We start from the raw sequence: 26,133 nt of genomic DNA on the forward strand, positions 1-26,133 counted from the left end.
GACACCCCAGCCCAACGCCTAGCCGCGCTCTTGAACCAAGCCGCCTAGCCACGTTGCACTAATCGATTGACTTTGAGCGCGAAAAGTCGCCATCTTCTTCACGTTCGGCGGCTAGCGGACCGCCGCCTCCAGGTCCGTCAGCGAGTCTTCGAGGTGGCCCAGCAGTCGCTGCAGGTGCGGCACGCTGTGCCGGCAGCCGACCAACCCGAAGTCGAGGTTGTCGCCGTTGTTGACCAGCGTGATGTTGAGCGCCTGCCCGTCGAGCGCGATCGACAGCGGATAGTTCCCGTCGAGCCGGGCGCCCTTCCAGTACATCGGCACCCGCGGCCCCGGCACGTTCGAGATGACGATGTTGAACGGCGGCGGGGTGGCGTCGACGAAACCCGGCACGGCGGACAGCGCGATCGGGGACAGCAGCAGCGCCGACAGGGCCATGGACTCCGTCTTCGACAGCCCCGAGAACACCTGCTTGTTGCCGCGCATCGAGTCGGCGATGGTCTGCAGCCGCGTCGCCGGATCCTTGACGTCGGTGGCCAGGTTGCACAGGAGCGCGCCGACCTGGTTGCCGCCGGCATCCGCGTCGGCCTCGGACCGCAGGCTCACGGGGACCATCGCGATCAGCGGCGCGTCGGGCAGGGCGTTCTGCTCGAGCAGGTAGGCCCGCAGCGCACCGGCGCACATGGCCAGTACGACGTCGTTGACGGTGACGCCGCCGGCGGCCTGCTTGACGGCCTTGATCCGGGCGATCGGCCAGGACTGCGCCGCCACCCGCCGGGCGCCACCGATCTTGACGTTGAACATCGTCTTCGGCGCACTGAACGTCCGGGTCAGGTTCTGCTCCAACAACACCGCGCGAGCCACCCGGAACGCCGATGGCGCCAGACCGGCCGCCGCGCCGACGGTGCCCACCGCCGAACCGATCAGGGACGGGCTCTGCTTCGGCGCACGCTTGCGGGACGGTAGGTCCCACGGCACCCGGACCTCCTGCTCGGACGGGTCGTCGGACAGCGTGCGCATCGCCATCCGGAGAGCGGAAACCCCGTCCAGCAGCGCGTGGTGTGCCTTCGAATAGATCGCGAACCGGCCGTCGTCAAGGCCTTCCACGAGGTACGTCTCCCACAGCGGGCGGTGCCGGTCCAGCAGGCTGGTGTGCAGCCGCCCGCACAGGTCGAGCAGCTCACGAATCCGTCCCGGCGTGGGCAGCGCGGAGCGACGCAGGTGGTAGTCGACGTCGATGTCGTCGTCATACGTCCAGCCGAAGCTGGCGATGCCGCCGAGAATCCGCGCCGGGCGCTTGCGGTAGGTGGGGTTGAAGTTGGTGTGCGCCAACATGTCCCGGTGCAGGTCATGGATGAACTCGGGCCCGGCGCCCTCCGGCGGGGTGAACAGCTGCAGTCCGCCGACGTGCATCGGGTGTTCCCGCGACTCGCCGAGCAGGAACATGGCATCGGTCGGCGACATGATCTCCACCAGCCAAGTAAACCCCTAATCGGCCGGCGGTAAACCTCAACGCGTCAAGGTTGACGTTCGCCCGGTGGCGGCGGGTTGGCGACCACCGGGAACTGGCCGGTGAAGCCCTCGCGCTCCTTGGCGATCGCCAGGACCCGGCCGCGCGCCGCGTACCAGCCCAGGATCAGTGCCGGGATGATGAGCACCAGCGTCGCCACCGTCCAGGTGCCGACCGGCTTGTCGAACGCCATCAGCACCAGCACCGCGGCCAGGAACGCCAGCGTGGCGTATCCGGTGTACGGCGCGCCCCACATCCGGAACGCCGGCCTGGCGATCTCACCGCGCTGCGACCAGCGGAACAGTTGCAACTGACAGATCACGATGGTGGCCCACGACGCGATGATGCCCAGCGCCGCCATGTTCAGCACGATCTCGAAGGCCTGCGCCGGCACGACGCCGTTGAGCACGACACCGAGCAGGCCGATGCTGGCGGTCAGACAGATACCGCCATAGGGCACACCACGTTTCGACATGACGCCGGTGAACTTCGGGGCGCTGCCGTTCATCGCCATGGAGCGCAGGATGCGGCCGGTCGAGTACAGCCCGGCGTTCAGGCTGGAGAACGCGGCCGTGAGCACGACGACGTTCATCAGGGTGCCGGCGCCCTCGAAACCGATCTTCGAGAAGAACGTGACGAACGGGCTCTCCCCCGGCTTGTATGCCGAGTACGGCAGCAGCAGGCCGAGCAGCACCAGCGAGCCGACGTAGAAGAGCGCGATGCGGAAGATCACCGAGTTGATGGCGCGCGGCATGATCTTGTGCGGTTCTGCCGTCTCACCCGCCGCGGTGCCGACGAGTTCGACTGCGGCATAAGCGAAGACGACGCCCGAGGTCACCACCACCAGTGGTAGCAGGCCGGTCGGGAACAGGCCGCCGTGGTCCGCGATGACGCTGAAGCCGGTGGACTGACCGTCGACCTTGAAACGGCCCGCGAGGAACACCGTGCCGACGACCAGGAAGGTCACCAGCGCCACGACTTTGATCAGGGCCGCCCAGAACTCGAGCTCGCCGAACAGCGTCACCGAGATCAGGTTCATGCTCAGCACGATGGCCAGGGCGATCAGCGCGATCAGCCACTGCGGGATCGCGTCGAACGCCGACCAGTAGTGGAAGTAGGTGGCGATGGCGGTCGAGTCGACGATCGACGTCATGGCCCAGTTCAGGAAGTACATCCAGCCGGCGACATAAGCCGCCTTCTCCCCGAGGAACTCCCGCGCGTACGACACGAACGACCCCGACGACGGCCGGTGCAACACCAGCTCGCCCAGGGCCCGCAGGATCAGGAAGACGAACCCGCCGCAGATCAGGTAGACGAGGAACAGCCCCGGCCCCGCGTTGTGCAACCGGCCACCGGCACCCAGGAACAGGCCGGTGCCGATGGCGCCGCCGATCGCGATCATCTGCAGCTGACGCGGTTTGAGGGTGTGGTGGTAGCCCGCGTCCTCGGCCGTCAGACCGGGCGGCTCGGCATGCTTGTGCGGCGTGGAAGTCATAGCGTTTCAGTGAACACTGATGCTCAGTTTCGCGCAGGACAACGAGTTTCCTGTGTGTGAACTGCAAGCGTGTCCCGCCCTGACGCGCGCCGATCAGTAATGTCGGTTGAATGCCGGGCCTCTCGCAAACAGTCGACTTCCACCCCGAGCTGGCGCGGGCCGCACGGTTCATGCCGCGTAGTCCCATCACGCCGTGGAACCTCCGCTTCGTCCGCGTACTGTCCGACCTGCAGGAACGCCGCACCCCCGACAACGTCGAGGTGCTGACCCTGCCGTCGGGCGTCGGGATCCGGCTGCACCGCCCGTCCACCGGCGCGGACCGGGGCGGCGCGCTGCTGTGGATTCACGGCGGCGGCTACGTCATCGGCAGCCCGGCGCAGGACGACGCGCTGTGCCGGCGTTTCGCGGACGCCCTGGGCATCACCGTGGCCGCGGTCAAATACCGGCTGGCGCCCGACAATCCGTATCCGGCCGGGCTAGAGGACTGCTATACGGCGCTGCGCTGGCTGGTCGACCTGCCGGCCGTCGACCCGGCACGGGTGGCGGTCGGCGGCGCCAGCGCCGGCGGCGGCATGAGCGCGGCGTTGGCCCAGCTGGCGCATGACCGCGGTGAAATACCCCTGGCAGCACAGCTTTTGGTATATCCGATGATCGACGACCGGTCGGGTAGCCGGCCCGGGCTGGACCATCCGGGGCACCGGCTGTGGACCCAGAAGTCGAACCGCTTCGGCTGGCGCGCGTATCTTGGCGGCGCCGACCCCGCGGTGGCCGTCCCCGCCCGGCGCGCCGACCTGTCCGGTCTCCCGCCGGCCTGGGTCGGGGTCGGGACCTTCGATGTCTTCCACGACGAGGATGTCGAGTACGCCGAGCGGCTGCGGGCGGCGGGCGTGCCGTGCGAACTGGAAGTGGTGCCGGGCGCTTATCACGGGTTCGACGGCGTCGCCGCCAAGACCCAGGTGGCCCGGGCGTTCTTTGCCAGCCAGGTCGAGTTCCTGCGGCCGCTGCTGAACCCGGCGGTCGTCGGCTAGCCCCGACGGCTAACTCATCGCGCGCCGGCACCGCCGATGCGGCTGCCGCAACCCGCTGCGGCACTGACGATCCCGCCCGCCAGCTGCCGCGCGAACGTGATCTTCGTTACTTAGATTATACTATCTAATTGATGTTTATGCAGGTCATGCGTGGTTTTTGAAATATTAGCCGATCAAATAAACCCTTGCGGGGAAGCATTTCGGGGCGCATGGTTGTTGAACAGACCAACGACCACCTCGGTCGTGATCTTCACCGAGAAGAGGCACGGCAATGACCACCCTGACCCATCAGACGACCGAAAACATCGGCCCCCTGCGGCAGCTGTTCCGGCGTTCCACCGCTGTGGTGGTGCTGACGGCAGCAGGTCTGGGCGTGGCCGGCTACATGGCCCTCGGCATGCTGCAGGACAAGCCGGCCGACCCGGTGCTGCCCGCGTTCTCCGCGGTCCCCGTCCCGTCCGCTCCGGACATGGACAAGCTGCAGAACCTGGGCCAGCTGGCCGCCATCGTGCAGAGCCCGCAGGCGCACCCGGCCCGCTGAGCCCCGCCCGCTGAGTCCGACACCCCGATCTGACCACTGAGCCGCCCTCGAAAACGAGAGCGGCTCAGTGCTTTTCGGCGACTACTGGACGGCGTGTGCCTTGCCGACCGGAGTGCGGTTGGCCAGATTCTTGGCGACCTCTTCGCGCCACAGGTCGTTGGCGTGCGTGGTGTCGACCTCCTGCTCGAAGCGGGCGACCATGTCGGGCTTGATGTCGGCGACGTCGACATAGAACTGCTCGTACCAACGGCGGTGCTGGTAGACCGGACCGTCTTCCTCGGTCAGCAGCGGGTTCTCGATGCGCGTCTTGTTCTTCCAGATCTCGACGTCTTCCATGAAGCCGTCGCCGAAACTGCGGCTCAACGACGCCGCCAGCTTCTCGGTCTTGTCCGCCGGCAACGCCGGATTGTTCTGCACCGCCACTCCCCACTGCAGCACGAACGAATCATGCGTCACGGGGTAGTGGCAGTTGATCAGCGCGATCTCGACCGTGAAGTTCGGGGCCAGATCGTTGTGCAGCCAGTTGATCATGTACGCCGGCCCGAAATACGTCGCCTCCGAGCGCAGGTAGGTGCCGTCCCACAGCTCACGGGTCGCGTAGTCCGGGCGCGGCTTGGACTCCATGAACTGGCTGGCGGTGTGGCCCTCGATGACGTTCTTGAAGTACGTCGGGTAGGCGTGGTGGATGTAGAAGAAGTGCGCCATGTCGACGTTGTTGTCGACGATCTCGCGACAGTGCGACCCCTCGATCAGCAGCGAGTTCCACTGCCACGGCGACCACTGGCCCTCCTCGTAACCCTCGATGGTCGGCGGGGTCAGCTCCGGCCCGGGCGTCGAACCCTCGGGGTCGTGCCAGAGCAGCAGCTGCCCGTTGACCTCGGTGGTCTGCCAGGCGCGGGTGCGGGCCAGCCGCGGCGTGCGCTTGGCGTACGGCACCAACTGACACTTGCCGTCCCCGCCCCAACGCCAGTCATGGAACGGGCACGCCACCGCGTCGCCTTTCACGGTGCCCTGCGACAGGTCACCACCCATGTGGCGGCAGTACCCGTCGAGCACCTTGATGGCGCCGGTGGAGTCGGCGAACACCACGAGCTTGGTCCCGAACGCCTGCACCGAGTGCGGCTTTCCGTCCCGGAACGACTCGGCCAGCCCGATGCAGTGCCAGCCGCGCGCGAACCGCGTCATCTCGACGCCGGCATCGATATGCCGGACCTCGGCCTCAGTCATCTTGTGCCCCTTTCGAATTCGCCGAGCCCTGGAACCAGGACCCTTACGAAGACTCTCGTTTGACCATATCGAGCACCGCCAGGTGGGAGAACACCATGCTGGTGCCGATCGGGTTGCCACCGCCCGGGTAGGCGTAGCCGCTCGGCGCGGCCATGGTGTTGCCCGCCGCGTACAGCCCGGGAATCAGGTTGCCGGCGGTGTCGAGCACCTGACCGGTGGTGTCGGTGCGCAGGCCGCCCTTGGTGCCCAGGTCGGAGATGCCGAACTTGGCAGCGTGGAACGGCGCCTTGTCGATCCGGACCATCGGGCAGGCGCCGCCAGAGAAGGCACGGTCGTAGGCCTCGTCGCCGCGGCTGAAGTCGGGGTCGGAGCCCGCGTCGGCGTATTCGTTGAACTGTTTGACGGTCGCGGCGAGCTGCTCGGCCGGGACACCGATCTTGACGGCCAGCTCGTCCAGGGTGTCCGCGGTGTGCCACAGCCCGGCATCGACGTACTTCTCGGTCTCGACCATCGACACGTTGGTCGCCTTGATCGGCGGCACCCCACCATCGGTGTCGTCGTAGATCATCCAGAACGGCAACGTCATCTCGCCCTTGGCCAGCCGGTCCACGACGACGCGGCCGATGCGGTCGTACGCCGCGGATTCGTTGACGAACCGCTTGCCGTCCTGGTCGACGAAAATGCCGCCGGTGAACCACAGCGCGAACGCGCTGCGACCGTCCGGATGGGTCAGGCCGGGTGACCACCACGCCTGCTCCATCAGATCGGTGTCGGCGCCCACGGCGATGCCCGCCTCATGCGCCTGACCCAGATTTCCCCAGGGCCCCATGGTGTCTCGCGCCTCGCCGGGCACGCCGTACTTGTGCCGCAGCTCGTCGTTGCCCTCGAAGCCGCCGGCCGCGAGCAGCACGCCCTTGCGTGCCCTGATCGCCTTGCGGACCCCGTCGGTCTCGACAACAGCTCCGACGACGGCGCCGTCCTCGGTGACCAGCTCGACCAGTGCGGTGTTGAGTTGTGTTGTCGCCGAAGGGTATTGCTTCAGCGCCACCAGGAAGCGGGCGATCAGCGCCCGGCCGCCGATGAAGTAGTCGTCGGGCTGCGGGACGCCGAGCCGGTCGTTGTCGAGCGGGCCGCGCACCAATTCCTTGAATTCAGGCGCCTTTTCGATCTTCAGCGGACGGGCCGCGACGTGCCGCTGACCGTCCAGCCGGGCCTTGGGCATCTTCCCGAAGTAGTCGGGCCAGGGCAGCATGTCGAACTTGATGTTGGGATCGGCTTCCAGGTACTCCATCAGCGGCGCGCCGCCGCGGACGTAGGTGTCCTGCAGCTCGCGCGGCGTCCGGTCGCCGACGACGGCGTGGTAGTACTCGAGCGCATCCTCGATGGTGTCGTCGGTGCCGGCCCGCTGCAGCACGGGGTTGCACGGGAACCACACGCCACCGCCACCGGAGTAGGCAGTGGTGCCGCCGAACTTGTCGGTGGCCTCGACCAGCAGCACCTCGAGTCCCTCACGCGCGGCGGTGTAGGCGCCGGTGACGCCACCGCCACCAGAGCCCGCCACCAGCACGTCAACCGTCGAGTCCCAGTCCGTCATGCCCAAACTCCCTATAGGTATCGCTGCCGTCCGTACTGCGTGAACTCATCGTCCAACGCGCGCTTGGCATCGTCCGACATCAGGCCGTAAACCGGTACGCCCCGACCCACCCAGCGGTACACCAGTTCGTCGGTGTGCCACTTGTCCGCCTGCAGTTCGCGCTTGAGCACCTTGTTGGAGCCGGTGACCGGCAACGAATCCGAGATCCGCAGGAACCGCGGCATGCCCTTCTTGCCGAGGTCGTCCTGGTCGTTCAGGTACTGCACGAACTTGTCGACGCCGAACAGGATGGGGTCAGCGACCTCGATCGCGGCCATCACCTGATCGCCCGAGCGGGGGTCCGGCACCGCGTATACCCCGGCGGCGATCACCTCGGGATGGCGCCGCAGCACACGCTCGATCGACAGGGCCGACGTGTTCTCGCCGTCGACCCGAATCCAGTCCCCGCGCCGGCCGGCGAAGTAGATGAAGCCGTTCTCGTCGAGGTAACCCAGGTCGCCGGTCCAGTACCAGCCGTTTCGGATGCGGTCGGCGTCGGCGGAGTCGTTCTTGTAGTAGCCCTCGAACTTCTTGGTGCCGAGCTTGTCGACGATCTCGCCGACGGCGTCGTCGGGGTTGAGGATGCGGCCGTGCCGGTCCAAAACCGCCGGGACACACTCGATCATCGTTTCGGGGTTGACGATCGCGACACCCGGATGGGCGGGACGGCCGAGTGCCCCCTCGGGCTGGTTCGGGTCGAGTACGACGGCGCCGCCGCCCTCGCTGGAGCCGTACCCCTCGTACAGCTCCGCGCCGAACCGGCGCTTGAAGTAGGCCTGGTCCTCCGGTGAGGCCTCGGTGCCGAACCCGCGGTTGAGCGGGTTGTCGGCGTCGTCGGGCAATTCGGGGGTGGCCAGCAGATAGCCGAGTGCCTTGCCGACGTAGGTGAAGAACGTCGCACCGAAATACCGCACGTCGGGCAGGAAGCCGGACGCCGAGAAGCTCGGGGTCAGGCAGACGGTCGCGCCGACAGCCAGCGCCGGCGCCCACAGCGCCATGATGGCGTTGCCGTGGAACAGCGGCATACAGCAGTAGTCGACGTCGTCGCGGACGTGGTTGAACTTGTCGACGGCCGAGTAGGCGATCCACGCCAGGCGGCCCTGGCTGCACTTGACGGCCTTCGACGCGCCCGTCGTGCCGGAGGTGAACAGCAGCAGCATCAGCGTTTCGGCGCCGACGCCGTCTGCCACAGCGATTTGTGCACGATTTTCCGCGCCGGCCGCGGATTTTCGTGCACAAATCGCTTCTTGGTAGGTGGGGTCGTCGACGACGAGGATGCGGTCGGGCGTCAGCCCGAGGTCGAGGCCCGTAAGCCGTTCCCGCCCAGCCGAATCCGTGACGATCAGCTGACAGTCCGCATGGCGGACCTCGCCGGCCAGTTCCGTGTTGCCGCGCGTCGGGTTGATGCCGACGATCGTGGCCCCGGACAGCGCGGCGCCGCCCAACCAGAAGATGAAGTCGGGCACGTTGTCCAGCAGGACGCCGATGTGAAACGGCCCGTCAGCCCGCAGTTCGGCGGCGTACGCGCCGCGGGCAGCGGACTCGCGGACCACCTCGTCCCAGGTCCAGTCCTGGTCCCGGGTCCGCAGCCCCAGCCGCTCATCGCCGAGGCGGTCGAGCAGCAGGGCTGCGATGTCCTCGCGGCGTTCAGGCATTGGCGGCGGCGGCCTTCTGGTCGATGTACGCCTGCGGCAGGTCTGCCACACCGAGCTTGGTGACGCTGACCGGGCCGGTCTGATACGCGTCCTCGCCGATGATCAGGCCGTCGGCGTCGATCGGCCAGTTGATCAGCTGACGGAACACCAGCAGGTAGTCGCCGTTCGGGTCGTCGACGTCCACACCGATGGCCTGCGCGGACGCGCCCGGGTAGATCATCTTCATCCAGCCTTCGGTCATCACCAGATCATCGTCGACGGCGAGGCGATCGACCTCGAAGACCAGATGATTCGCGCCACTGGCCACGAACGCCTCGTAATAGGCGCGCACGCCTTCGGTGGTCTTCGGGCCCATGTCGGTGTTGGCGTACCAGAAGTGGTAATCCGGTTTCGGGGACAACGTGGCCATCAGACGATCCATGTCCGGCACGGCCTCCGCCTTCATGTGTTCGAGCACGATGCCCAGCACCTGGCGGTGGCGCTCGTTCGTGGTGCGCGACAGGCGTTCCTCCACCAGTTCCCAGGTCTTGGTGGGGTCGATGACGGCCATGTGGGTACTCCTTGAGTCTGTGACTGAGCGTGGGCTGTTCACGCTTGTGTGGCCATCATCACGAACCCAACGATGTCGGGTCATCCGACATACGTCGCGTCTTGGAGGGATATTTCCCGACGATCGTCGGCCGAGCGCGGCGACTACCCGCGAATGTGCAGCCAGAGAGCGAGATCTCGAAAATCGGCGATCTAGCTGCACGCTCGCGCGCCATTCAGTCCGTCAGCTCCGCCGACGACAGCGCGATCCGGCGGATCATCAGCACGAGGGTCGCCGAGAACCGGTCCAGCGGATCGTCCATATCCCAGCCCAGCTGGGATTCGATGTGCGCCAGCCGCGCCGCCACGGTGCTGTGGTGCACGTGCAGCTCCTCGGCCGTCCGCCGCAGCGAACCGAACACGCAGAACGCCTCGGCCGTCTCGACCTGCAGCCGGCCGGTGGGTGTCGCCGCGATCTCGTTGATGCGGGCCAGCGCGTGACTGCCGCGCGTGGCCTCGGGCGGCAGCTCGGCCAGCAGCTCGAGCGCGCTCAACCGCTCGTAGGCGACGGCACGCCGCCCGAAACCGGTCGACGACGCGAAGCGCAGCGCCCGCAGCGCCTGGGACCACGAGGTCGGCGCCGCGAACACGCCGCCAGCCGCCCCGAGACCGACCCACGGCCCCCGGTCGGCGCCGACCGGTAACGGCGCCGGGAATGCCGTGACGATCGCCTGGTCCAGTTCGTCGGACAGCGCACGCGTGTCGGTCCGGCCCTGGCACACCACCGCCGTCGCGGTGCCCAGGTCCGCGGTCCGCACCGACACCGCGGTCAGGGCCGACGTGATGACTCGCAGGGCTTCCGGCGACGACTGTGCCGACACCGCCAGCACCCTGACCTCGCGGGACTCGTCGAGCCCCAGCAGCCTGATCGCCCGCGCCCGGTCCTCCGGGCGCTCCCGGCTCGACAGCACCACCTCGACCAGCGCCGGGTCACCGAAGCTCGGCGGCACCCGGGCGCCGATGTCACCCAGCGTGTGCCGCACCCGGTCGAGCAGGACGCCGTCCAACGGGTGGGCCGGGGCGTCGCGCTCCAGCCAGACCTCTGGTGCCGAGCCGTCCCACCGCACGTGGACGGGACACCCGGCGACGACCTGCGCCGCCTCCAGCACCCCGTCGACACCCGAGGCATCGAGGTCGTCGAAAAACCGGACCAGCCGCAGCACCGACTCCGGGTCACTGCCCAGATCGGACAACCGCAACGCGCTCACGCCGCCATTCTGACAATGCTCAGAACTGCAGGACGCTGAACCGCCAGTCCAGTACCTGCCGGTCGGGTCCGTCGGCGTCGACCGCGAACACCACGGACCGCAGATCGAGTGTCCCGCCGCGGCCCGGCGTCTCGTGCGCGGCCTCGACGTGCAACTCGCTGTAGAGAGTGTCGCCCTCGTGCACGGGGCCGGTGTGGTCGCAGGACTCCCAGCCCAGGACGGTGACGATGTTCGGCAGGAGCCGGGTGGCCTGGGCAAGCGCCAGGCCGATGGTGTGCCCGCCGTACACCAGCCGAGTGCCGGCCACGCGCGAATCATGATGCGTGGCAGCGACGTTGAGGGTCAGGCGGGCCAGTTCCGGGGCGCTGCTGACGACGTCGGCCGTGCTGGTGAACACCTGGCCGGCGAGCTCCGGATCGAAATTCTCGCCGGGCGCCCCCGAGCGCCACGCGTCGGCATTCCACTCCGAAGTCGGGTCCGGGAGCCCGGGCGTGGCACTGCCGATGGTGCTGAGGTCGTCGGCGTGGCCGGTGTCGTCGGCGTCGTCGCGCAGGGGCAGCATGGCGCACCGGTGGAAGTCGAGCACCGTGCGGCCGTCCTGGTCGATGGTGATCATGCGCAGCGCCGCCAGCCCCGTACGCGGCCGGCCCGGCTTGACTGAATTCTGTTTGAGCCCAACGACTTCGGTGCGGGTGGTGATGGTGTCGCCGATGTGCGGGAAGCGGTGGAACCGCAGCCCGCGGTAGAACAGATTCGCCTTGACTCGTCGGGTCACCAGCGTCGACTGACCGATCGCGATGTCGCACACCAGCGCGGGGTGCGCCAGCGCCCGCGGTGATCCGGTGACCGCGGCGGCCAGAGCGGCGTCCAACGGCAGCCGCATCCGGTCACCGACGATGGCCTGGTGTACCGCCGCCGCACCGTCGGTGAGCGTCATGCCGGGCGCCCAGTCGAAGACCTGACCTATGCTGAGGTCCTCGAAAAACGGTCCGCCAGTGGGCACGTCACACAGAGTACTTCTCGATCAGCGATTGCTTGTACAGCTTGCCCGTGTCGGTCCGCGGTAATTGCGCTTCGAAGGAGATGGACCGCGGGCACTTGTAGTGCGTCAGCCGGTCCCGCAACCAGGTCAGCAGCTCCGCACCGAACTCCTCGGTGCCGTCGGCCGGATCCACGGTCTGCACAACCGCTTTCACGCTCTGGCCCATCTCGGCATCCGGAATACCGAACACCGCGGCGTCCATCACCTTGGGATGCGTGACGAGGACGTTCTCCGCTTCCTGCGGATAGATGTTCACACCGCCACTGATGATCATGTGATGCCGGCGGTCGGTGAGGTAGAGGTAGCCGTCCTCGTCGAGGTAGCCGATGTCGCCGACGGTCGCCCAGCCGTGCGCATCCCTTGAAGCCGCGGTCTTTTCGGCGTCGTCCAGGTACTCGAAGGTGTTCCCGCCCTCGAAATAGATCTCGCCCGGTACGCCCTGCGGCTGCTCGTTGCCGTCCTCGTCGAGGATGTGCAGGACGCCCAGCATGGGCTTGCCGACCGACCCGGGGTGGATCAGCCAGTCCTCGGCCGTGATCAGCGTGGAGCCGATGGCCTCGGACGACGCGTAGTACTCGTCGACGATCGGGCCCCACCAGTCGATCATCTGCTTCTTGATCTCCACCGGGCACGGGGCAGCGGCGTGCATGACGCGCTTGAGCGACGACAGGTCGTACGAATCCCGCACGGACTGCGGCAGTTTCAGCATCCGGGTGAACATCACGGGCACGAACTGGCCGTGCGTGATGCCGTAGCGCGCGATGGCGTCCAGACAGCCCTCGGCGTCGAACTTCTCCATCACGACCGTGGTGACGCCCTCGGCCTGAATCTGCATCGACCACACCGAGGGCGCGGTGTGGTACAGCGGCGCCGGGCTCAGGTAGACGGCATCCTTGGGGAGCCAGAAGCTCATCAGCATCTTCATGAGCCCGGGCACCTCGGCCGGCGGCAGATGCGTCAGCTCGCGCTTGATGCCCTTCGGGCGCCCCGTCGTGCCCGACGAGTACTGCAGCAGGTCGCCTTCGATCTCGTCGTCGATCGGCGTATCGGGATAGGCCGCAACGCATTCCGGGTAGCGATCCCAGCCTGGCAGCTCACCGTCGGCGATCATGAGCAGCTTGGGCAGCCCACCCTTCAGGTGCTCGGCCAAGCCGGCACACGTGTCACTGAGGGCCGCGGAACCGATCACCGCGGCGGCGCCACTGTTCTCGATGATGTAGGCGGCTTCAGCGGGTGTCAGGTGAATGTTGATCGGCACGTAGTACAGGCCACTGCGCCGCGCGCCCCACATCGCCGCATGCATGTGCTCGTTGTTTTCCATCAGGATGGCAACGACGTCACCCTCGGCGAGCCCGTTGGCCCGGAAGTGATGCGCCAGCCGGTTGGCTCGGGCCTCCAACTCGTCGAACGTCACCACCGTGCCGGACGGGTGCAAGATCACGGCCGGTTTCCCGCTGCCCACGTGCTGGCGAATCTGCATGACGGCACTCTACGACAGGTGACTTGACACCTGTCAAGAAGGTGGGTGTGCCGAATTCTGCGGCGTCGACAACCACCTGACGGCGGTCGGCAACGCTCGGCAGACGGCCGATATTCTGCCATCCCTGCAATTTTGGCAAACTCTCAGCTAATCGCCAGAAGTAGATTGAATCGACATATTTTGCAGATCTATGCGACTATCTGTCGATGTCGTGAGCTTGCGACTGTAGTTTTGGCAAAGTTTTGATGACGCCGACCGGAGGTCGCGATGGCCACATTCGATTACCTCGTGGTGGGCGCCGGGACGGCGGGGTGCGTGCTGGCCAATCGCCTGTCCGCCGATCCCCGCAACCGGGTACTCCTCATCGAGGCCGGCGGCCGTGCGCGTAGCCCCTACCTTCGCGTCCCCAAACTCGGCAGCCGCTTGTTCGGCGACCCGCGGTACATCTGGCAGCACCAGACCATTCCCCTCGGACCGCACGGCACCACCGAACTGTGGCCACGCGGCAAGGTCCTCGGCGGGTCCAGCTCGGTCAACGGCATGGTCTACAACCGCGGCCAGAAAGCCGACTTCGACGAGCTCGAACAGCTGGGCAATCCCGGCTGGGGCTGGGACCACATCCTCGCCGCGTACCGAAGCTTCGAACACAACACCATCGGTCAGTCGTCCACGCGCGGGTTCGGCGGCGAACTGGCGATCAGCGTCGTCCGCGACCCCGACCCGCTCGCGCTGACGACGATCGCCGCCGGTACCCGCCTGGGCCTGCGGCCCCTCTGCGACCTGAACGAAACAGACGAGCCGCGCATCGGGCTTTCGCCCGCAACCATTTACAACGGCAGACGGGTCAGCGCCGCCACCGCATTCCTGGACCCGGTGCGCGCCCGCCCCAACCTGCAGGTGCTCACCGGCGCCACGGCAGAGCGACTGGAGTTCACCCGGGGCCGCGCCACGGGGGTGAGGCTCCGGATGGACGGACTCACGACGGTGGTGCGGGCGAATCGCGAAGTGATCCTCACGCTGGGCGCGCTCGGATCACCAAAACTGTTGCAGCTCTCCGGAATCGGGCCCAGCGAAGTACTCGCGGCCGCCGGCGTGCCGCGCTACCTGGAACGCTCGAACGTCGGGCGGCGCATGCGCGACCACCGGACCCTGGTGAACACCTACCGGCTCAATCGGAACATCGGGCACAACCGCCACCTGTCGACGACGTGCGGCAAGGTCCGGTCCACCGTCAGATACGCCGCCACCGGCCGGGGACCACTGGCCGCACCGACCGGCGACGTGCTCGCGTTCTTCAAGACCGCCCCCGACCAGCCCCGCGTCGACGGTCAGATGCTCGTGACCGCGCTGACACTGGCCGGCGCCGGCGGCACCGTCGAGCGTCTGCCCGGCGTGTCCTGTATGGGTGAGATTCTGCGCCCGACGTCGGAGGGCAGCGTCTGGATCAGCTCACCCGACCCCGGCGACCCTTTGATGATCGACCCCAACTATCTGGCCACCGCCCACGACCGGACCGCCGCCATCGGGGTCCTGCGCGCCATGCGCGAGGTGTTCCAGCAGTCGCCCATTGCCGACCTCATCGCCACGGAGCTGACGCCCGGCCCCGACACCCAATCCGACGATGAACTCCTGCACGCCGCGATGACGCAGGGGCTGACGGGTTTCCACGCGATCGGCACCTGCGGCATGGGACCGGACGACGACGACATCGTCGATGACCAGTTGCGGGTCCGCGGCATCGACGGCCTACGGGTCGGCGACCTGTCGATCATGCCGATCATGTTGTCCGGCAACACAAATGCGCCTGCCATGGCGATGGCCGCGCGCGCCGCGGACCTCATCCTGGACTCGCCGGTTCGCGCCGCTCGTCACCGCGGTCAGCGACCGACGATCGACAACTCCCGGCCGTCGAACCGCACCCCGTCGACGTCGTTGTCGCCGGCGCTGAACGGCGCCCGCAGCGTCGCGACGATGTGACGACGGTTGATGATCAGGCCCACCACCGTCAGCGCGCCGTAGACGCCGCACAGCACCAGGCGGCCGGTGGTCGAGGTGATCGGGAACTGCACCACGAACAGCGCCAGCAGCAGCCACGCCGTCGCCCGGTGGAACCGCAGCGACAGGATCAGCGCGACGCCCATCATGGTCTGGGTGGCCGTCAGCAGCACCTCCTCGACCTGCCGGCCGTCGAGAACCAGCTCGGTGCCGCCACCGCCGGCGAGGTAGGCGATGGGCAGCGAGCCCATCAGCAGCGTCCACTGATTGACCTTGGATGAGATGAGGGTCGCGATGGCCGCGGTGCTCTTCCCTCGCGCGGCGAAGATGGTCGCGATGATGAACTCCGGGGCCTCCGAGGCCAGCGGCGCGAGCCACTGCACCAGCAGGAAGCGGTCGACACCCAGCTCGGTGCCCGCGTCGACCAGGCTGTTCGCGAACGGCTCCGCACACATCAGGATGACCGCACCCGATACCGCGAACAACGTCACGACGGTGATGCGGCGAGCCCGGTCGGGCAGCGCGCCGATGGCCGCGGCAGTACCGACGAGCTCGGGCTCCTCCGGCTCCCCGCGCGTCAGTTTGTAGAGGTAGAAGCCGAACCAGGCCAGCAGTGCCACGCCGAGCACCAGGTGGATGCGGCCGGTCGTCGGGATGATGAACGCGACGAGTCCGGCGATGAGCAGGAAGCCCAGCTCGACGCGGTTGCCGGGTTCCAGCGACAACATCGGTTTGCTGCTCTTGCCGGCCGACATCCGCTGCGCGACGTACAGACCGACGATCACCACGACCGGCCAGCCGATACCCATGAGCAGCCGGTTGGAGCCGGTCATGTTGGCGGCGGCGTATTGCACGTACTCGGCGTTGTGGCCGGCGACGTAGGCGTAGTAGAGGTCGACGGCGTATTCGGGCAGCACCGCGATCAGGGCCAGAACGGCGATGGCGAGGCCACCGGACACGTCGACCTGCGCTGCTTCGGCCGCCCAGGCCAGCACGAAGCTGGCGGCGACGACAGCCGCGCCGAATGCCAACAGCGAGACGACGGGGTTCGGGTGGACGCCCGCGAGACGCAGCGCCACCGCCGGGAGAACGAACGCAGCGGCCAGCAGCAGGGATCGCGCAAGCGGCCGACGCGTGGTCGGGCCGGCGGATCGGGTGCTGGTCACGCCGCTGACGCTAGCCGCCCAAAACCGTTCCAGCAACTTAGCGTTGCTACGAATTGGTTCGGCTTGTGACGCTGAATTTGCTGGTCAGCGTGCTGGACGTTTTGAGTTCGGTTACCCTAACTCGATTGTGTGGCTAATCAAGATCATTTGTGGCGGGAAGCCGTCGAGTCCTCAACGAGCCATTCACGGCGCCGAACCTGACAGTCATCGACCCAGCCTGGACCCCTGGTTGCCTTCAGGACCGGCGTCAGTGCCGGGTCCCGAGGCAAAGTACGTGGCTTCAATCATGACCGCCATTGCCGGTGTCGATTGAACTAAGGGACCGCTAGCGCCCGGAGAAAGTACTTGGCTTCAATCACCGGCAGTTCTGCAGGCCATGATTGACGCTAGGTACTTCGCTGCTGCGCCCCGGACCGGATTCGACCTCGCGGACGAGCGGGAAAGCCGTCGCGTCGCAGGCAGATATTCGCCTGTTACGCCGCGAGTGTGCACGTAGCGCGTCTCCGCCACCCGATCCGCGATCTGGACGCACATTCGCGGTGGATCGCCCCAAAACCCACGACCCCCGATCTCCTGGGAGACCGGGGGTCGTGTGTTTGTGCGAGGGAGCTCTTAGGCCTCTTCAGCCAAGCGGTGCTTGAGGGCGTCGAACTCGTCCTTGATGCCGGTCGGCAGCTTCTCGCCGACGAACTCGAACCACTCTTCGATCAGCGGCAGCTCGTTCTGCCACTCGTCGACACGCACGGCCAGCGCCTCGTCGACGTCGGCAGCCGACACGTCCAGACCCTCCAGGTCCAGGTCAGCGGCGGTCGGCACGATGCCGATCGGGGTGCTCTTGCCCTCGGCCTGGTGCTCGATGCGCTCGATGGCCCACTTCAGCACGCGGCTGTTCTCACCGAAGCCCGGCCACAGGAAGCGGCCGTCGTCGCCGCGGCGGAACCAGTTGACGAAGAAGATCTTCGGCATCTTGGACTCGTCGGCGTTCTTGCCGATGTTGATCCAGTGCTGGAAGTAGTCACCGACGTGGTAGCCGAGGAACGGCAGCATGGCCATCGGGTCGCGGCGCACGGTGCCGACCTTGCCCTCGGCGGCGGCGGTCTGCTCGGAGCCCAGGGTGGCGCCGATGAAGACGCCGTGCTGCCAGTCGCGGGCCTGCGTGATCAGCGGCACCGTCGTCTTGCGGCGGCCGCCGAACAGGATCGCCGAGATCGGCACACCCTGCGGGTCGTCCCACTCGGGGGCGACCGACGGGCACTGCGAGATCGGGGTGCAGTAGCGCGAGTTCGGGTGCGCCGCCTTGGTCTCCGTTTCCCGCAGGATCCAGTCCTGGCCCTTCCAGTCGATGAGGTGCTCCGGCTCGCCCTCGAGGCCTTCCCACCAGACGTCACCGTCGTCGGTCTTGGCGACGTTGGTGAAGACGGTGTTGCCGGCGGCGATGGTCTTCATGGCGTTCGGGTTCGACGACCAGTTGGTGCCCGGCGCGACGCCGAAGAAGCCGAACTCGGGGTTGACGGCGTACAGCCGGCCGTCCTTGCCGAAACGCATCCAGGCGATGTCGTCGCCGACGGTCTCGGCGCGCCAGCCCGGAATGGTGGGCTGCAACATCGCGAGGTTGGTCTTGCCGCAGGCCGACGGGAACGCCGCGGCAATGTAGTACGCCTTGTTCTCCGGCGAGATGAGCTTGAGGATCAGCATGTGCTCGGCGAGCCAACCCTCGTCGTGCGCCATGGCCGAGGCGATACGCAGCGAGTAGCACTTCTTGCCCAGCAGCGCGTTGCCGCCATAGCCCGAGCCGTAGCTCCAGATCTCGCGGGTCTCGGGGAAGTGGGTGATGTACTTGGTGTCATTGCACGGCCACGGCACGTCCTTCTGGCCGGGCTCCAGCGGTGCACCGAGCGAGTGCAGCGCCTTGACGAAGAAGCCGTCGTCGCCGAGCTTGGCCAGCGCCTTGGCACCCATGCGCGTCATGGTGCGCATCGAGACGACGACGTACTCCGAGTCGGTGATCTCGACGCCGAGCTTGGGATCCTCGGCGTCCAGCGGGCCCATGCAGAAGGGCACGACCCACATGGTGCGGCCGCGCATGCAGCCGCGGTAGAGGTCGGTCATGATGCCGCGCATCTCGGCGGGATCCATCCAGTTGTTGGTGGGCCCGGCGTCCTCTTCGCGCTGCGAGCAGATGAAGGTCCGCGACTCGACGCGAGCAACGTCCGACGGATCCGACAGTGCGAGATAGGAATTCGGCTGCTTCTCCGGGTTCAGCTTCTGGAAGGTGCCGGCCTCGACGAGCTGAGCGGCGAGACGGTCGTACTCCTCGGCCGAGCCGTCGGCGAACATCACCCGGTCGGGCTGAGTCAGCTCCGCAACTTCACGAACCCAGGCGAGTAGCCCGGCGTGATTGGTCGGTGCGGCGTCGAGACCGGGAATGGTCGCTGAGGTCATCAAATTCTCCTGCTCGCAAATCGCAGCTATACCTCTTTAGAGGTTAACGTGAGTGACATACAAGTGGACAATCGGGCTGCTGTCCGATCTCTCACAAGAACGATTCAGAAAGCCCAATCACGGGTCCCGAACCCGCAGGTAACGCGTTTGAGGGCGCCAACTGCCGGTTACCCGTCAGTAGCGCGAGCGCTTCGGTGGGCACAATTCGTAAAGCGGTCAATTTTTCGTTTTGTGATGTGCGGACGCCATCACCGCCTGCGCCTCCAGTAACCGGTACGCCAGTTCCTCTTCACTCGCCTGCCGTGCCGCCGCGACGGCCGTCCCGACCCACCGGTCCAGCACCGCCCGCCGATGCAGCCGGGCGCGGCCCGCGATGACCGCCGCCGTCAGCGCGAGACCGAGCACCAGCCCCACGCCGCCGCCGATGCCGTCGGGCACGCCGGCCAGCCCAGTCATCACCCTGGCCAGCCCCAATGCCGCGCCCAGGCCGAAACCCGCGCCCAGCACGAGGCCCAACCACACCTCGTCCGGGCGCTGGGCCAGCACCGGCCCCGGGATGCCGGGTGCCGGCCACCGGCCGTCGGCCTTGGGAGCGCCGAGCGCGAACGTGGTCTCGTCGCGAATCCGCGCAGCTTGCTCCACCAGCCGCTCGCGGACGCGGGCTTCGAAATTCCCGGTCGCGAGCCGCCGGGACGGCACCCGAGTGAGCAGTTCGGCGTGCAGGTCGCCGTACTGCCGGCGGGACTCGCGAAGCAGCTCCAGCCGGATGCGCTGAAGTTCCAGTCGAGACGTCACGCGTCGCACTCCCGCACGTGCGAGTAGCCGCAATGACCCGCGCGTGAGGTCCGCGGCGCAGCGTCGGTGCAGGTCGGTGGTGGTGCGACGGCCGTGACGGCGCCAGTGCAGCGCCCGCCGCAGCTGGGCGTCGGGGTCCATGGCGGCCTCGACAACCAGGCCGTCGGCTGTCAGCGCTGCCGTCGCCGCGGCCGTACGCAGGGCCGCCATCGCATCGGAGGCCAACCACCGGTGCACCCGATCGTCATCCAATTCGTTTGCCGTCCAGGCGATTTCACTCAGCACTGCACATATCGACCGGTACCGGCCGGCGGCGTCGTCCGGTTCGGGGCCCGCGACAACATGCGCCAGGCCCGGCACGTCGTTCGTCAACCGCTGCAGCTCCGCGGTGAACCGCTGCCAAAGATCCCCTGACACCACCTACCCCCGGATGCCATCGTCGCACCTCGGCGCGGGTCCGGCCGACGCCGTTTTCCAGGCAACTGTTGGGTATCAATCTGCACCACGATGCGGGCTCTCACAGCCGGATGAGAGACGATGGACGAATGTATGCCCAGCGCGAGGACGACGCTGCCTCGTCGGCCGGCGCCTCGGCGGCCGAAAACGAGCCGGCCACCGAAACCACCGCCGCACCCACCCACCAGCATCGCCGCGTGACCAGCTTCCGGTCCCGCCGGTCGACCCTGTCCACCGGACAGCAGAGCACGTGGGACCGGCGCTGGCCTGAGCTGGGCAAAGTCGCCCGCTCCGAAGATGGCACCGCGGCGGGCCTCATCGACACCGCCGCCTGGTTCGGCCGCACCGCGCCGGTGGTGTTGGAAATCGGCAGCGGCACCGGCATCTCGACCCTGGCCATGGCGCAGGAGGAACCACACCTCGACGTCATCGCGGTCGAGGTCTACCGCAAGGGCCTGGCGCAGCTGCTCGGCGGCGTCGACCGGGCCGGCCTGACGAATGTGAGATTCGTCCGCGGCGACGGCGTCGATGTGCTGGAACACATGATCGCGCCGGGCACCCTGACCGCCGTGCGCGTGTTCTTCCCGGATCCCTGGCCCAAGGCCCGCCACCACAAGCGCCGGCTCCTGCAGGCCGAGACGGTGGCGCTGATCTCCAGCCGCCTCAAGCCCGGCGGCATCCTGCACGCGGCCACCGACCACGCCGACTACGCCGTGCAGATCGCCGAAGTCGGCGACGCCGAGCCGACCCTGAAGCGCACGTCGGCCGATGCCGACCTGCCGATCTCGGTGCGACGCCCCACGACCAAATATGAGGCGCGCGGCATGCGGATGGGCAGCCCCATCACCGAACTCATCTGGGAGAAGCCCGAGTGACGATCACCGAGGCCATTCCACAGGTGAAGCCCTACCCGCCCACCCCGCCGCCGGGACCCCGGCCGCACCGGGTGCTGCTGGTCTGGGACGCACCGAACCTCGACATGGGCCTCGGGTCGATCCTCGGCGGCCGGCCGACGGCCGCCCACCGGCCCCGCTTCGACGCGCTGGGCCGCTGGCTACTGGCCCGCACCAACGAGATCGCGAACGGCCGGCGACCGGACCAGCCGCCGGTGTCCCTGGAGCCCGAGGCGACCGTCTTCACCAACATCGCACCCGGTAGCGCCGACGTCGTGCGCCCCTGGGTGGAGGCCCTGCGGAACGTCGGTTTCGCGGTGTTCGCCAAGCCGAAGACCGACGAGGACAGCGACGTCGACAGCGACATGCTGGCCCACATCGCGCTGCGCCGCAGCGAGGGTCTGGCCGGCATTTATGTGGCCTCGGCCGACGGCCAGGCGTTCCGCCAACCGCTCGAGGACATCGCCCACGACGGCACTCCCGCGACCGTGGTCGGATTTCGCGAACATGCCAGTTGGGCGTTAGCGTCGGATACCTTGGACTTCGTCGACCTGGAAGACATCCCTGGTGTCTTCCGGGAGCCGCTGCCGCGAATCGGCCTGGATTCGCTGCCTGAACAGGGCGCCTGGCTGCAGCCCTTCCGGCCGTTGTCCGCGCTGCTGAGCTCGCGCGTTTAGGAAAAACTACAGATGACGTGTGCGGTGGCTGAAAATGGCAACCTCTTAGAGGGTGCCTTTGAGCTCAAATTTATGCAGATAATCGTGAGGAGCTGACGTGTTCGCCTGGTGGGGTCGAACGGTGTACCGATTCCGATACATAGTGATCGGTGTCATGGTCGCACTGTGCCTTGGTGGCGCCGTGTACGGGTCCAGTCTCGGCGAGCATGTCACGCAGAGTGGCTTCTACAACGAAGGCAGCGAGTCCGTCGCCGCCTCGGTGCTCGGTGACGAGGTCTACGGCCGCGACCGGACCAGCCTCGTGGTGGCCATCCTGACGCCACCCGACGACAAGAAGATCACCGACCCGGCCTGGCAGAAGAAGGTCAGCGGCGAGCTGGACACCTTCGTCAACGACCACAAGGACAAGGTGGTCGCCTGGGTCGGCTGGCTGAAAGCGCCCAGCGACGGGCTGAAGAAGATGACGACGCAGGACCTGCGCCACACCTTCATCACCGTTCCGCTCAAGGGCGACAACGACGACGCGATCCTGAAGAACTACCAGTCCGTCGCCCCTGACCTGTACAAGGTCAACGGCGGCAACATCAAGCTGGCCGGTCTGGAGCCGCTCGCGAGCGAGCTGACCGGCACCATCGGCACCGACCAGAAACGCGCCGAGATCGCGATCGTGCCGCTCGTCGCGGTCGTCCTGTTCTTCGTGTTCGGTGGCGCGGTCGCCGCCGCGCTGCCCGCCATCATCGGTGGCCTGACCATCGGTGGCGCGCTCGGCATCCTGCGGTTCACCGCCGAGTTCGGGCCCGTGCACTTCTTCGCCCAGCCGGTCGTGACCATGATGGGCTTCGGTATCGCGATCGACTACGGCCTGTTCATCGTGAGCCGGTTCCGAGAAGAACTGGCCGAGGGCTACGACGTCGAAGCGGCCGTCCGAAGATCCGTCATGACCTCGGGCCGGACCGTCGCGTTCTCCGCGGTGATCATCGTCGCGTCGTCGCTGCCCCTGCTGCTGATCCCGCTGGGCTTCCTGCGGTCCATCACCTACGCGATCATCGCGTCGGTGCTGCTGGCCGCGTTCCTGTCGAACACCGTGCTGCCCGCAGTGCTGGGCATCCTGGGTTCCAACGTCGACGCGCTCGGTGTGCGCACCCTGTTGAAGGTGCCGTTCCTGGCCAACTGGCCGTTCTCGCGCAAGATCATCGACTGGTTCGCCGAGAAGACGCAGAAGACCAAGACCCGCGAAGAGGTCGAGAAGGGCTTCTGGGGCAAGTTGGTCAACGTCGTGATGAAACGGCCACTGGCATTCGCCGTGCCGATCACCATCGGCATGATCCTGCTGGTCATCCCACTGGGACAGCTGGCCCTCGCCGGTATGAGCGAGAAGTACCTGCCGCCGGACAACTCGGTCCGTACCGCGCAGGAGGAGTTCGACCAGCTCTTCCCCGGCTTCCGCACCAACGCCCTGACCCTCGTCATCAAGAGCGACAACGGCCAGCCCGTCACCGATCAGCAGATCGCCCAGGTGCGGGCCAACGCCGGCACCATCAGCGGCTTCGTGACGCCGGACGGCAACGACAAGTCGAAGATGTGGGCCGAGCGGACGTACCAGGAGGGCGGCAGCAAGGACCCGTCCGTCCGGGTGCTGTCCAACGGCCTCATCAACAGCGGTGACGCCGGCGAGAAGATCAACGAACTGCGCGCCCTGCAGGAACCGCACGGCGTCCAGGTGATGGTCGGCGGCACCCCAGCGCTCGAACAGGACAGCATCAGCACGCTGTTCGAGAAACTGCCGCTGATGGTGGCGATCCTGGTGATCACCACGACCGTCCTGATGTTCCTGGCGTTCGGCTCACTGGTGCTGCCCATCAAGGCCGCCCTGATGAGCGCCCTCACCCTCGGCTCGACCATGGGCATCCTGACCTGGATGTTCGTCGAGAACGGGCACGGCTCCGGGTTGATGAACTACACCGCGCAGCCGCTGATGGCGCCGATGATCGGCCTGATCATCGCGGTCATCTGGGGTCTGTCGACCGACTACGAGGTGTTCCTGGTGTCCCGCATGGTGGAGGCCCGCGAGCGCGGCATGTCCACCGCCGAGGCCATCCGGATCGGTACCGCCACCACGGGCCGCCTGATCACCGGCGCCGCGCTGGTGCTGGCCGTCGTCGTCGGCGCCTTCGCGTTCTCCGACCTGGTGATGATGAAGTACCTGGCATTCGGTCTGCTGATGGCGCTGCTGCTCGACGCCACCGTCATCCGCATGTTCCTGGTGCCGGCCGTCATGAAGCTGCTGGGCGACGACTGCTGGTGGGCGCCGCTGTGGATGAAGCGCGTTCAGCAGAAGCTGGGTCTCGGCGAGACCGAGCTGCCCGACGAGCGCAAGCGTCCCGCGGTCCGCGAACCCGAGGATCCCCGTGCGCTGGTCGGTTCCGGTGCCCCGGTCCGCCCGCCGCACGATCCCACGCATCCGGCCCCCGGCCAGCGCGCCGTCCCGACCCGGATCACCCCGGGGCAGCCGCAGCCGCCGAGCCAGGCACCCACCAACCGGATGCCGAGCGCTCCGCCGCAGCCCCCGGCACCGCAGGCCCCGCCCGCACCCTCGTCTGCTGAACCCGCGACCACGCGGTTCAGCGCCGCCAAGGGCGCCTTCCGCAACGTGGTGTCGAACGTGACCCGCGCCGTCACCCCGCAGAACGGGGACCCGACGCCGCCGACCACCGCGATCGGCGACCCGGCGACCACCGCCTTCGGTCCGGCCTCCGAGCCCGCCACCACGGCGTTCCGCGCGCCGGGAGCGGGCCGTCCCGCCGAGCCGGGCCAGGGTCAGGGCGGTCCGGGCAACCGGGAGATCGAGTCGTGGCTCGGGCAGCTGCGCGGCAACATCAGCGCCTCCGGGCCGCAGATTCAGACGCCGTCAGACGCACCCGGCGACCAGGGCAACGAGCCGACCACGGCGTTCCGCGCCCAGCCGGCCGACACCCCTGACGCCACCGAGAAGATCGATACCGCCGAAACTCAGCGTCGCGGCACCGGCGGCGGGGTCAGCGCTGCGGATCTGCTGCGCCGGGAGGGCCGTCTGTAGCTGGCGGCGTGTCCCCCGGCGACACCGCCGCGGCCGCGACCGAACCGGCCTCGGCGAGTACCTCGGCCTCGGTGGCGCGTGGATTGTCAGCGGTCAGCACCCGGATGGCGCTGTTGAGGAATGCGACGATGGGCACGGCGATCAACGCGCCGATGACGCCTGCGGTGACGCTGCCGCCGGCGATCGCCAGCACGACGGCGAGCGGGTGGACCGACACCGCACGGCCCATGACGATCGGCTGCAGCACGTGCGCCTCCAGCTGCTGCACGGCGATGATCAGGCCGAGCGCGATCAGCGCGTAGATCCAGCCCTTGGCGATCAGTGCCACCACCACGGCCACGAAACCGGTCACGACCGCACCGACCAGCGGGACGAACGCGCCGAGGAACACCAGCGACGCCAGCGGCAGCGCGAGCGGCACCCCCATGATCGCCAAACCGGTGCCGATACCGACGGCGTCGACCATCGCCACCACGAACGTGGCGCGGACGTATCCGATCAGGGAGCCGAATCCGGCCCGGCCGGCCTCGCGCACCCGGTCCCGCACGGACGACGGGATGATCTTGGTGACGAACGCATAGATGTCCCGCCCGCCGTGCAGCAGGAAGATCAGGGTGAAGAGGGTCAGCAGCAGGCCGGTGACGATCTCGGTCAGCGCGCCGGCGGTGGAGAAGACCCCGCTGGTGAGCTTGGACTGGTTGTTCTTGAGGGCATCGATGGCGGTCTGGCCGACGCTGTTGATCTGGTCGGCGCTCAGGTGCAGGATCGGGCCCTCGGTCAGCCACTTGCGGGCGCCGTCGATGCTCTTGGTGACCTGCTCCACCAAAGCCGGTGCGCCGTCGATGAATTGGAAGACGACGAACGTCAGGATGCCGCCCATCACCACGATGGAACTCAGCAGCATCACCGCGACGGCCGCGCCGCGCGGCAGACCGCGCCGGGTCAGCAGGTCCACGGCCGGCAGCAGGAAGGCCGTGGCCAACATGGCCAGCAGCACGGGCACCACGATGACCTCGAGCTTGATGACGATCCACAGCACGGCGAGCACCGCGCCGAAGATCGCCAAGAACCGCCACGACCAGGCTGCGGCCTTGCGTACCACCGGATCTACCGCTTCGTCGGCTTGTGACATGGGCGCCAGCGTAGCGCCGCCCGATGACACCGCGGGGTCGTTGCGCCATGCGGGCCGCGTACGGCGAGCCGCCCGCGACACGCCGGATACGCTGTAG

General features: G+C 67.6%; 19 protein-coding genes. 6 read left to right on the plus strand and 13 right to left on the minus strand.

The genetic code is table 11. The features are described from left to right. Nucleotides 1-111 precede the first annotated feature (111 nt). Together ACJH6I_RS07745 and ACJH6I_RS07750 are read right to left on the minus strand one after the other, a co-directional pair. Entirely contained in the window at nt 112-1,470 is a 1,359-nt protein-coding gene (locus ACJH6I_RS07745) for a WS/DGAT/MGAT family O-acyltransferase (protein ID WP_406783902.1), read from the minus strand. Between the two features lie 44 nt (nt 1,471-1,514). Continuing rightward, nucleotides 1,515-3,002, minus strand: a complete 1,488-nt coding sequence (locus tag ACJH6I_RS07750; RefSeq protein ID WP_212807951.1) for an amino acid permease — start codon at nt 3,000-3,002, stop codon at nt 1,515-1,517. Between the two features lie 110 nt (nt 3,003-3,112). Between ACJH6I_RS07750 and ACJH6I_RS07755 the strand changes: the two genes are divergently transcribed. Then, nucleotides 3,113-4,030: an alpha/beta hydrolase gene (locus tag ACJH6I_RS07755; protein WP_406783903.1), complete on the plus strand. Its 918-nt coding sequence runs from the start codon at nt 3,113-3,115 to the stop codon at nt 4,028-4,030. A gap of 271 nt (nt 4,031-4,301) precedes the next feature. Next, nucleotides 4,302-4,571: a hypothetical protein gene (locus ACJH6I_RS07760; protein WP_020103427.1), complete on the plus strand. Its 270-nt coding sequence runs from the start codon at nt 4,302-4,304 to the stop codon at nt 4,569-4,571. An 81-nt stretch (nt 4,572-4,652) separates the two neighbouring features. Here ACJH6I_RS07760 and ACJH6I_RS07765 read toward each other — a convergent pair whose 3' ends face one another. The 7 genes from ACJH6I_RS07765 to fadD4 form a co-directional block, all read right to left on the minus strand. After that, nucleotides 4,653-5,798, minus strand: a complete 1,146-nt coding sequence (locus ACJH6I_RS07765; RefSeq protein WP_406783904.1) for a Rieske 2Fe-2S domain-containing protein — start codon at nt 5,796-5,798, stop codon at nt 4,653-4,655. A 43-nt stretch (nt 5,799-5,841) separates the two neighbouring features. After that, nucleotides 5,842-7,392 carry an FAD-binding protein gene (locus tag ACJH6I_RS07770; RefSeq protein WP_406783905.1) on the minus strand — a complete coding sequence of 517 codons (1,551 nt, stop codon included), beginning with the start codon at nt 7,390-7,392 and terminating at the stop codon, nt 5,842-5,844. A gap of 11 nt (nt 7,393-7,403) precedes the next feature. Beyond that, nucleotides 7,404-9,086, minus strand: a complete 1,683-nt coding sequence (locus ACJH6I_RS07775; RefSeq protein ID WP_406783906.1) for an AMP-binding protein — start codon at nt 9,084-9,086, stop codon at nt 7,404-7,406. Then, a complete protein-coding gene (locus ACJH6I_RS07780) occupies nt 9,079-9,636 on the minus strand; it encodes a nuclear transport factor 2 family protein (RefSeq protein ID WP_318984801.1) in 558 nt (185 codons plus the stop codon). The genes ACJH6I_RS07775 and ACJH6I_RS07780 overlap by 8 nt, the downstream gene beginning before the upstream one ends. A gap of 214 nt (nt 9,637-9,850) precedes the next feature. Beyond that, on the minus strand, nt 9,851-10,882 hold the full coding sequence (locus ACJH6I_RS07785) for a CdaR family transcriptional regulator (protein WP_212807944.1): 1,032 nt from the start codon (nt 10,880-10,882) through the stop codon (nt 9,851-9,853). Between the two features lie 19 nt (nt 10,883-10,901). Further along, nucleotides 10,902-11,885, minus strand: a complete 984-nt coding sequence (locus ACJH6I_RS07790; RefSeq protein ID WP_371824504.1) for a MaoC family dehydratase — start codon at nt 11,883-11,885, stop codon at nt 10,902-10,904. Between the two features lies 1 nt (nt 11,886). Next, nucleotides 11,887-13,404 (minus strand): fatty-acid--CoA ligase FadD4, encoded by a 1,518-nt coding sequence (fadD4, locus tag ACJH6I_RS07795; protein ID WP_212807943.1) that lies wholly within the window; start codon nt 13,402-13,404, stop codon nt 11,887-11,889. 267 nt (nt 13,405-13,671) lie between these two features. Between fadD4 and ACJH6I_RS07800 the strand changes: the two genes are divergently transcribed. After that, entirely contained in the window at nt 13,672-15,381 is a 1,710-nt protein-coding gene (locus ACJH6I_RS07800; RefSeq protein ID WP_212807942.1) for a GMC family oxidoreductase, read from the plus strand. Here ACJH6I_RS07800 and ACJH6I_RS07805 read toward each other — a convergent pair. From ACJH6I_RS07805 to ACJH6I_RS07815, 3 genes are all read right to left on the minus strand, one after another. Then, complete coding sequence (locus ACJH6I_RS07805) at nt 15,282-16,565, minus strand: sodium:proton exchanger (RefSeq protein ID WP_212807941.1); 1,284 nt, start codon at nt 16,563-16,565, stop codon at nt 15,282-15,284. The two genes, ACJH6I_RS07800 and ACJH6I_RS07805, sit on opposite strands and share 100 nt — an antisense overlap. 612 nt (nt 16,566-17,177) lie before the next feature. Next, on the minus strand, nt 17,178-19,007 hold the full coding sequence (locus ACJH6I_RS07810; protein ID WP_212807940.1) for a phosphoenolpyruvate carboxykinase (GTP): 1,830 nt from the start codon (nt 19,005-19,007) through the stop codon (nt 17,178-17,180). Nucleotides 19,008-19,223: 216 nt separating this feature from the next. Beyond that, nucleotides 19,224-20,219 carry a hypothetical protein gene (locus ACJH6I_RS07815; RefSeq protein WP_212807939.1) on the minus strand — a complete coding sequence of 332 codons (996 nt, stop codon included), beginning with the start codon at nt 20,217-20,219 and terminating at the stop codon, nt 19,224-19,226. A gap of 110 nt (nt 20,220-20,329) precedes the next feature. Between ACJH6I_RS07815 and trmB the strand changes: the two genes are divergently transcribed. From trmB to ACJH6I_RS07830, 3 genes are all read left to right on the plus strand, one after another. Continuing rightward, nucleotides 20,330-21,133 (plus strand): tRNA (guanosine(46)-N7)-methyltransferase TrmB, encoded by an 804-nt coding sequence (gene trmB / locus ACJH6I_RS07820; protein ID WP_371824503.1) that lies wholly within the window; start codon nt 20,330-20,332, stop codon nt 21,131-21,133. 14 nt (nt 21,134-21,147) lie between these two features. Further along, entirely contained in the window at nt 21,148-21,828 is a 681-nt protein-coding gene (locus tag ACJH6I_RS07825; RefSeq protein WP_244872895.1) for an NYN domain-containing protein, read from the plus strand. A gap of 97 nt (nt 21,829-21,925) precedes the next feature. After that, entirely contained in the window at nt 21,926-24,904 is a 2,979-nt protein-coding gene (locus ACJH6I_RS07830) for an MMPL family transporter (protein WP_212807936.1), read from the plus strand. On the opposite strand, the gene ACJH6I_RS07835 is transcribed toward ACJH6I_RS07830, so the two are convergent. Beyond that, complete coding sequence (locus ACJH6I_RS07835; protein ID WP_212807935.1) at nt 24,864-26,036, minus strand: AI-2E family transporter; 1,173 nt, start codon at nt 26,034-26,036, stop codon at nt 24,864-24,866. The genes ACJH6I_RS07830 and ACJH6I_RS07835 overlap by 41 nt on opposite strands. Between the last annotated feature and the right edge of the window lie 97 nt (nt 26,037-26,133).

The sequence above is a fragment of the Mycobacterium sp. SMC-13 genome (genome assembly GCF_045311035.1).
In the GTDB taxonomy this organism is placed as follows: Bacteria; Actinomycetota; Actinomycetes; order Mycobacteriales; family Mycobacteriaceae; genus Mycobacterium.

Coding starts and splice junctions, on each gene's coding strand:
- ACJH6I_RS07750 (WP_212807951.1), bottom strand. CDS start 3,002: ATGACTTCCACGCCGCACAAGCATGCCGAGCCGCCCGGTCTGACGGCC.
- ACJH6I_RS07755 (WP_406783903.1), top strand. CDS start 3,113: ATGCCGGGCCTCTCGCAAACAGTCGACTTCCACCCCGAGCTGGCGCGG.
- ACJH6I_RS07760 (WP_020103427.1), top strand. CDS start 4,302: ATGACCACCCTGACCCATCAGACGACCGAAAACATCGGCCCCCTGCGG.
- ACJH6I_RS07765 (WP_406783904.1), bottom strand. CDS start 5,798: ATGACTGAGGCCGAGGTCCGGCATATCGATGCCGGCGTCGAGATGACG.
- ACJH6I_RS07770 (WP_406783905.1), bottom strand. CDS start 7,392: ATGACGGACTGGGACTCGACGGTTGACGTGCTGGTGGCGGGCTCTGGT.
- ACJH6I_RS07775 (WP_406783906.1), bottom strand. CDS start 9,086: ATGCCTGAACGCCGCGAGGACATCGCAGCCCTGCTGCTCGACCGCCTC.
- ACJH6I_RS07780 (WP_318984801.1), bottom strand. CDS start 9,636: ATGGCCGTCATCGACCCCACCAAGACCTGGGAACTGGTGGAGGAACGC.
- fadD4 (WP_212807943.1), bottom strand. CDS start 13,404: ATGCAGATTCGCCAGCACGTGGGCAGCGGGAAACCGGCCGTGATCTTG.
- ACJH6I_RS07800 (WP_212807942.1), top strand. CDS start 13,672: ATGGCCACATTCGATTACCTCGTGGTGGGCGCCGGGACGGCGGGGTGC.
- ACJH6I_RS07810 (WP_212807940.1), bottom strand. CDS start 19,007: ATGACCTCAGCGACCATTCCCGGTCTCGACGCCGCACCGACCAATCAC.
- trmB (WP_371824503.1), top strand. CDS start 20,330: ATGAGAGACGATGGACGAATGTATGCCCAGCGCGAGGACGACGCTGCC.
- ACJH6I_RS07835 (WP_212807935.1), bottom strand. CDS start 26,036: ATGTCACAAGCCGACGAAGCGGTAGATCCGGTGGTACGCAAGGCCGCA.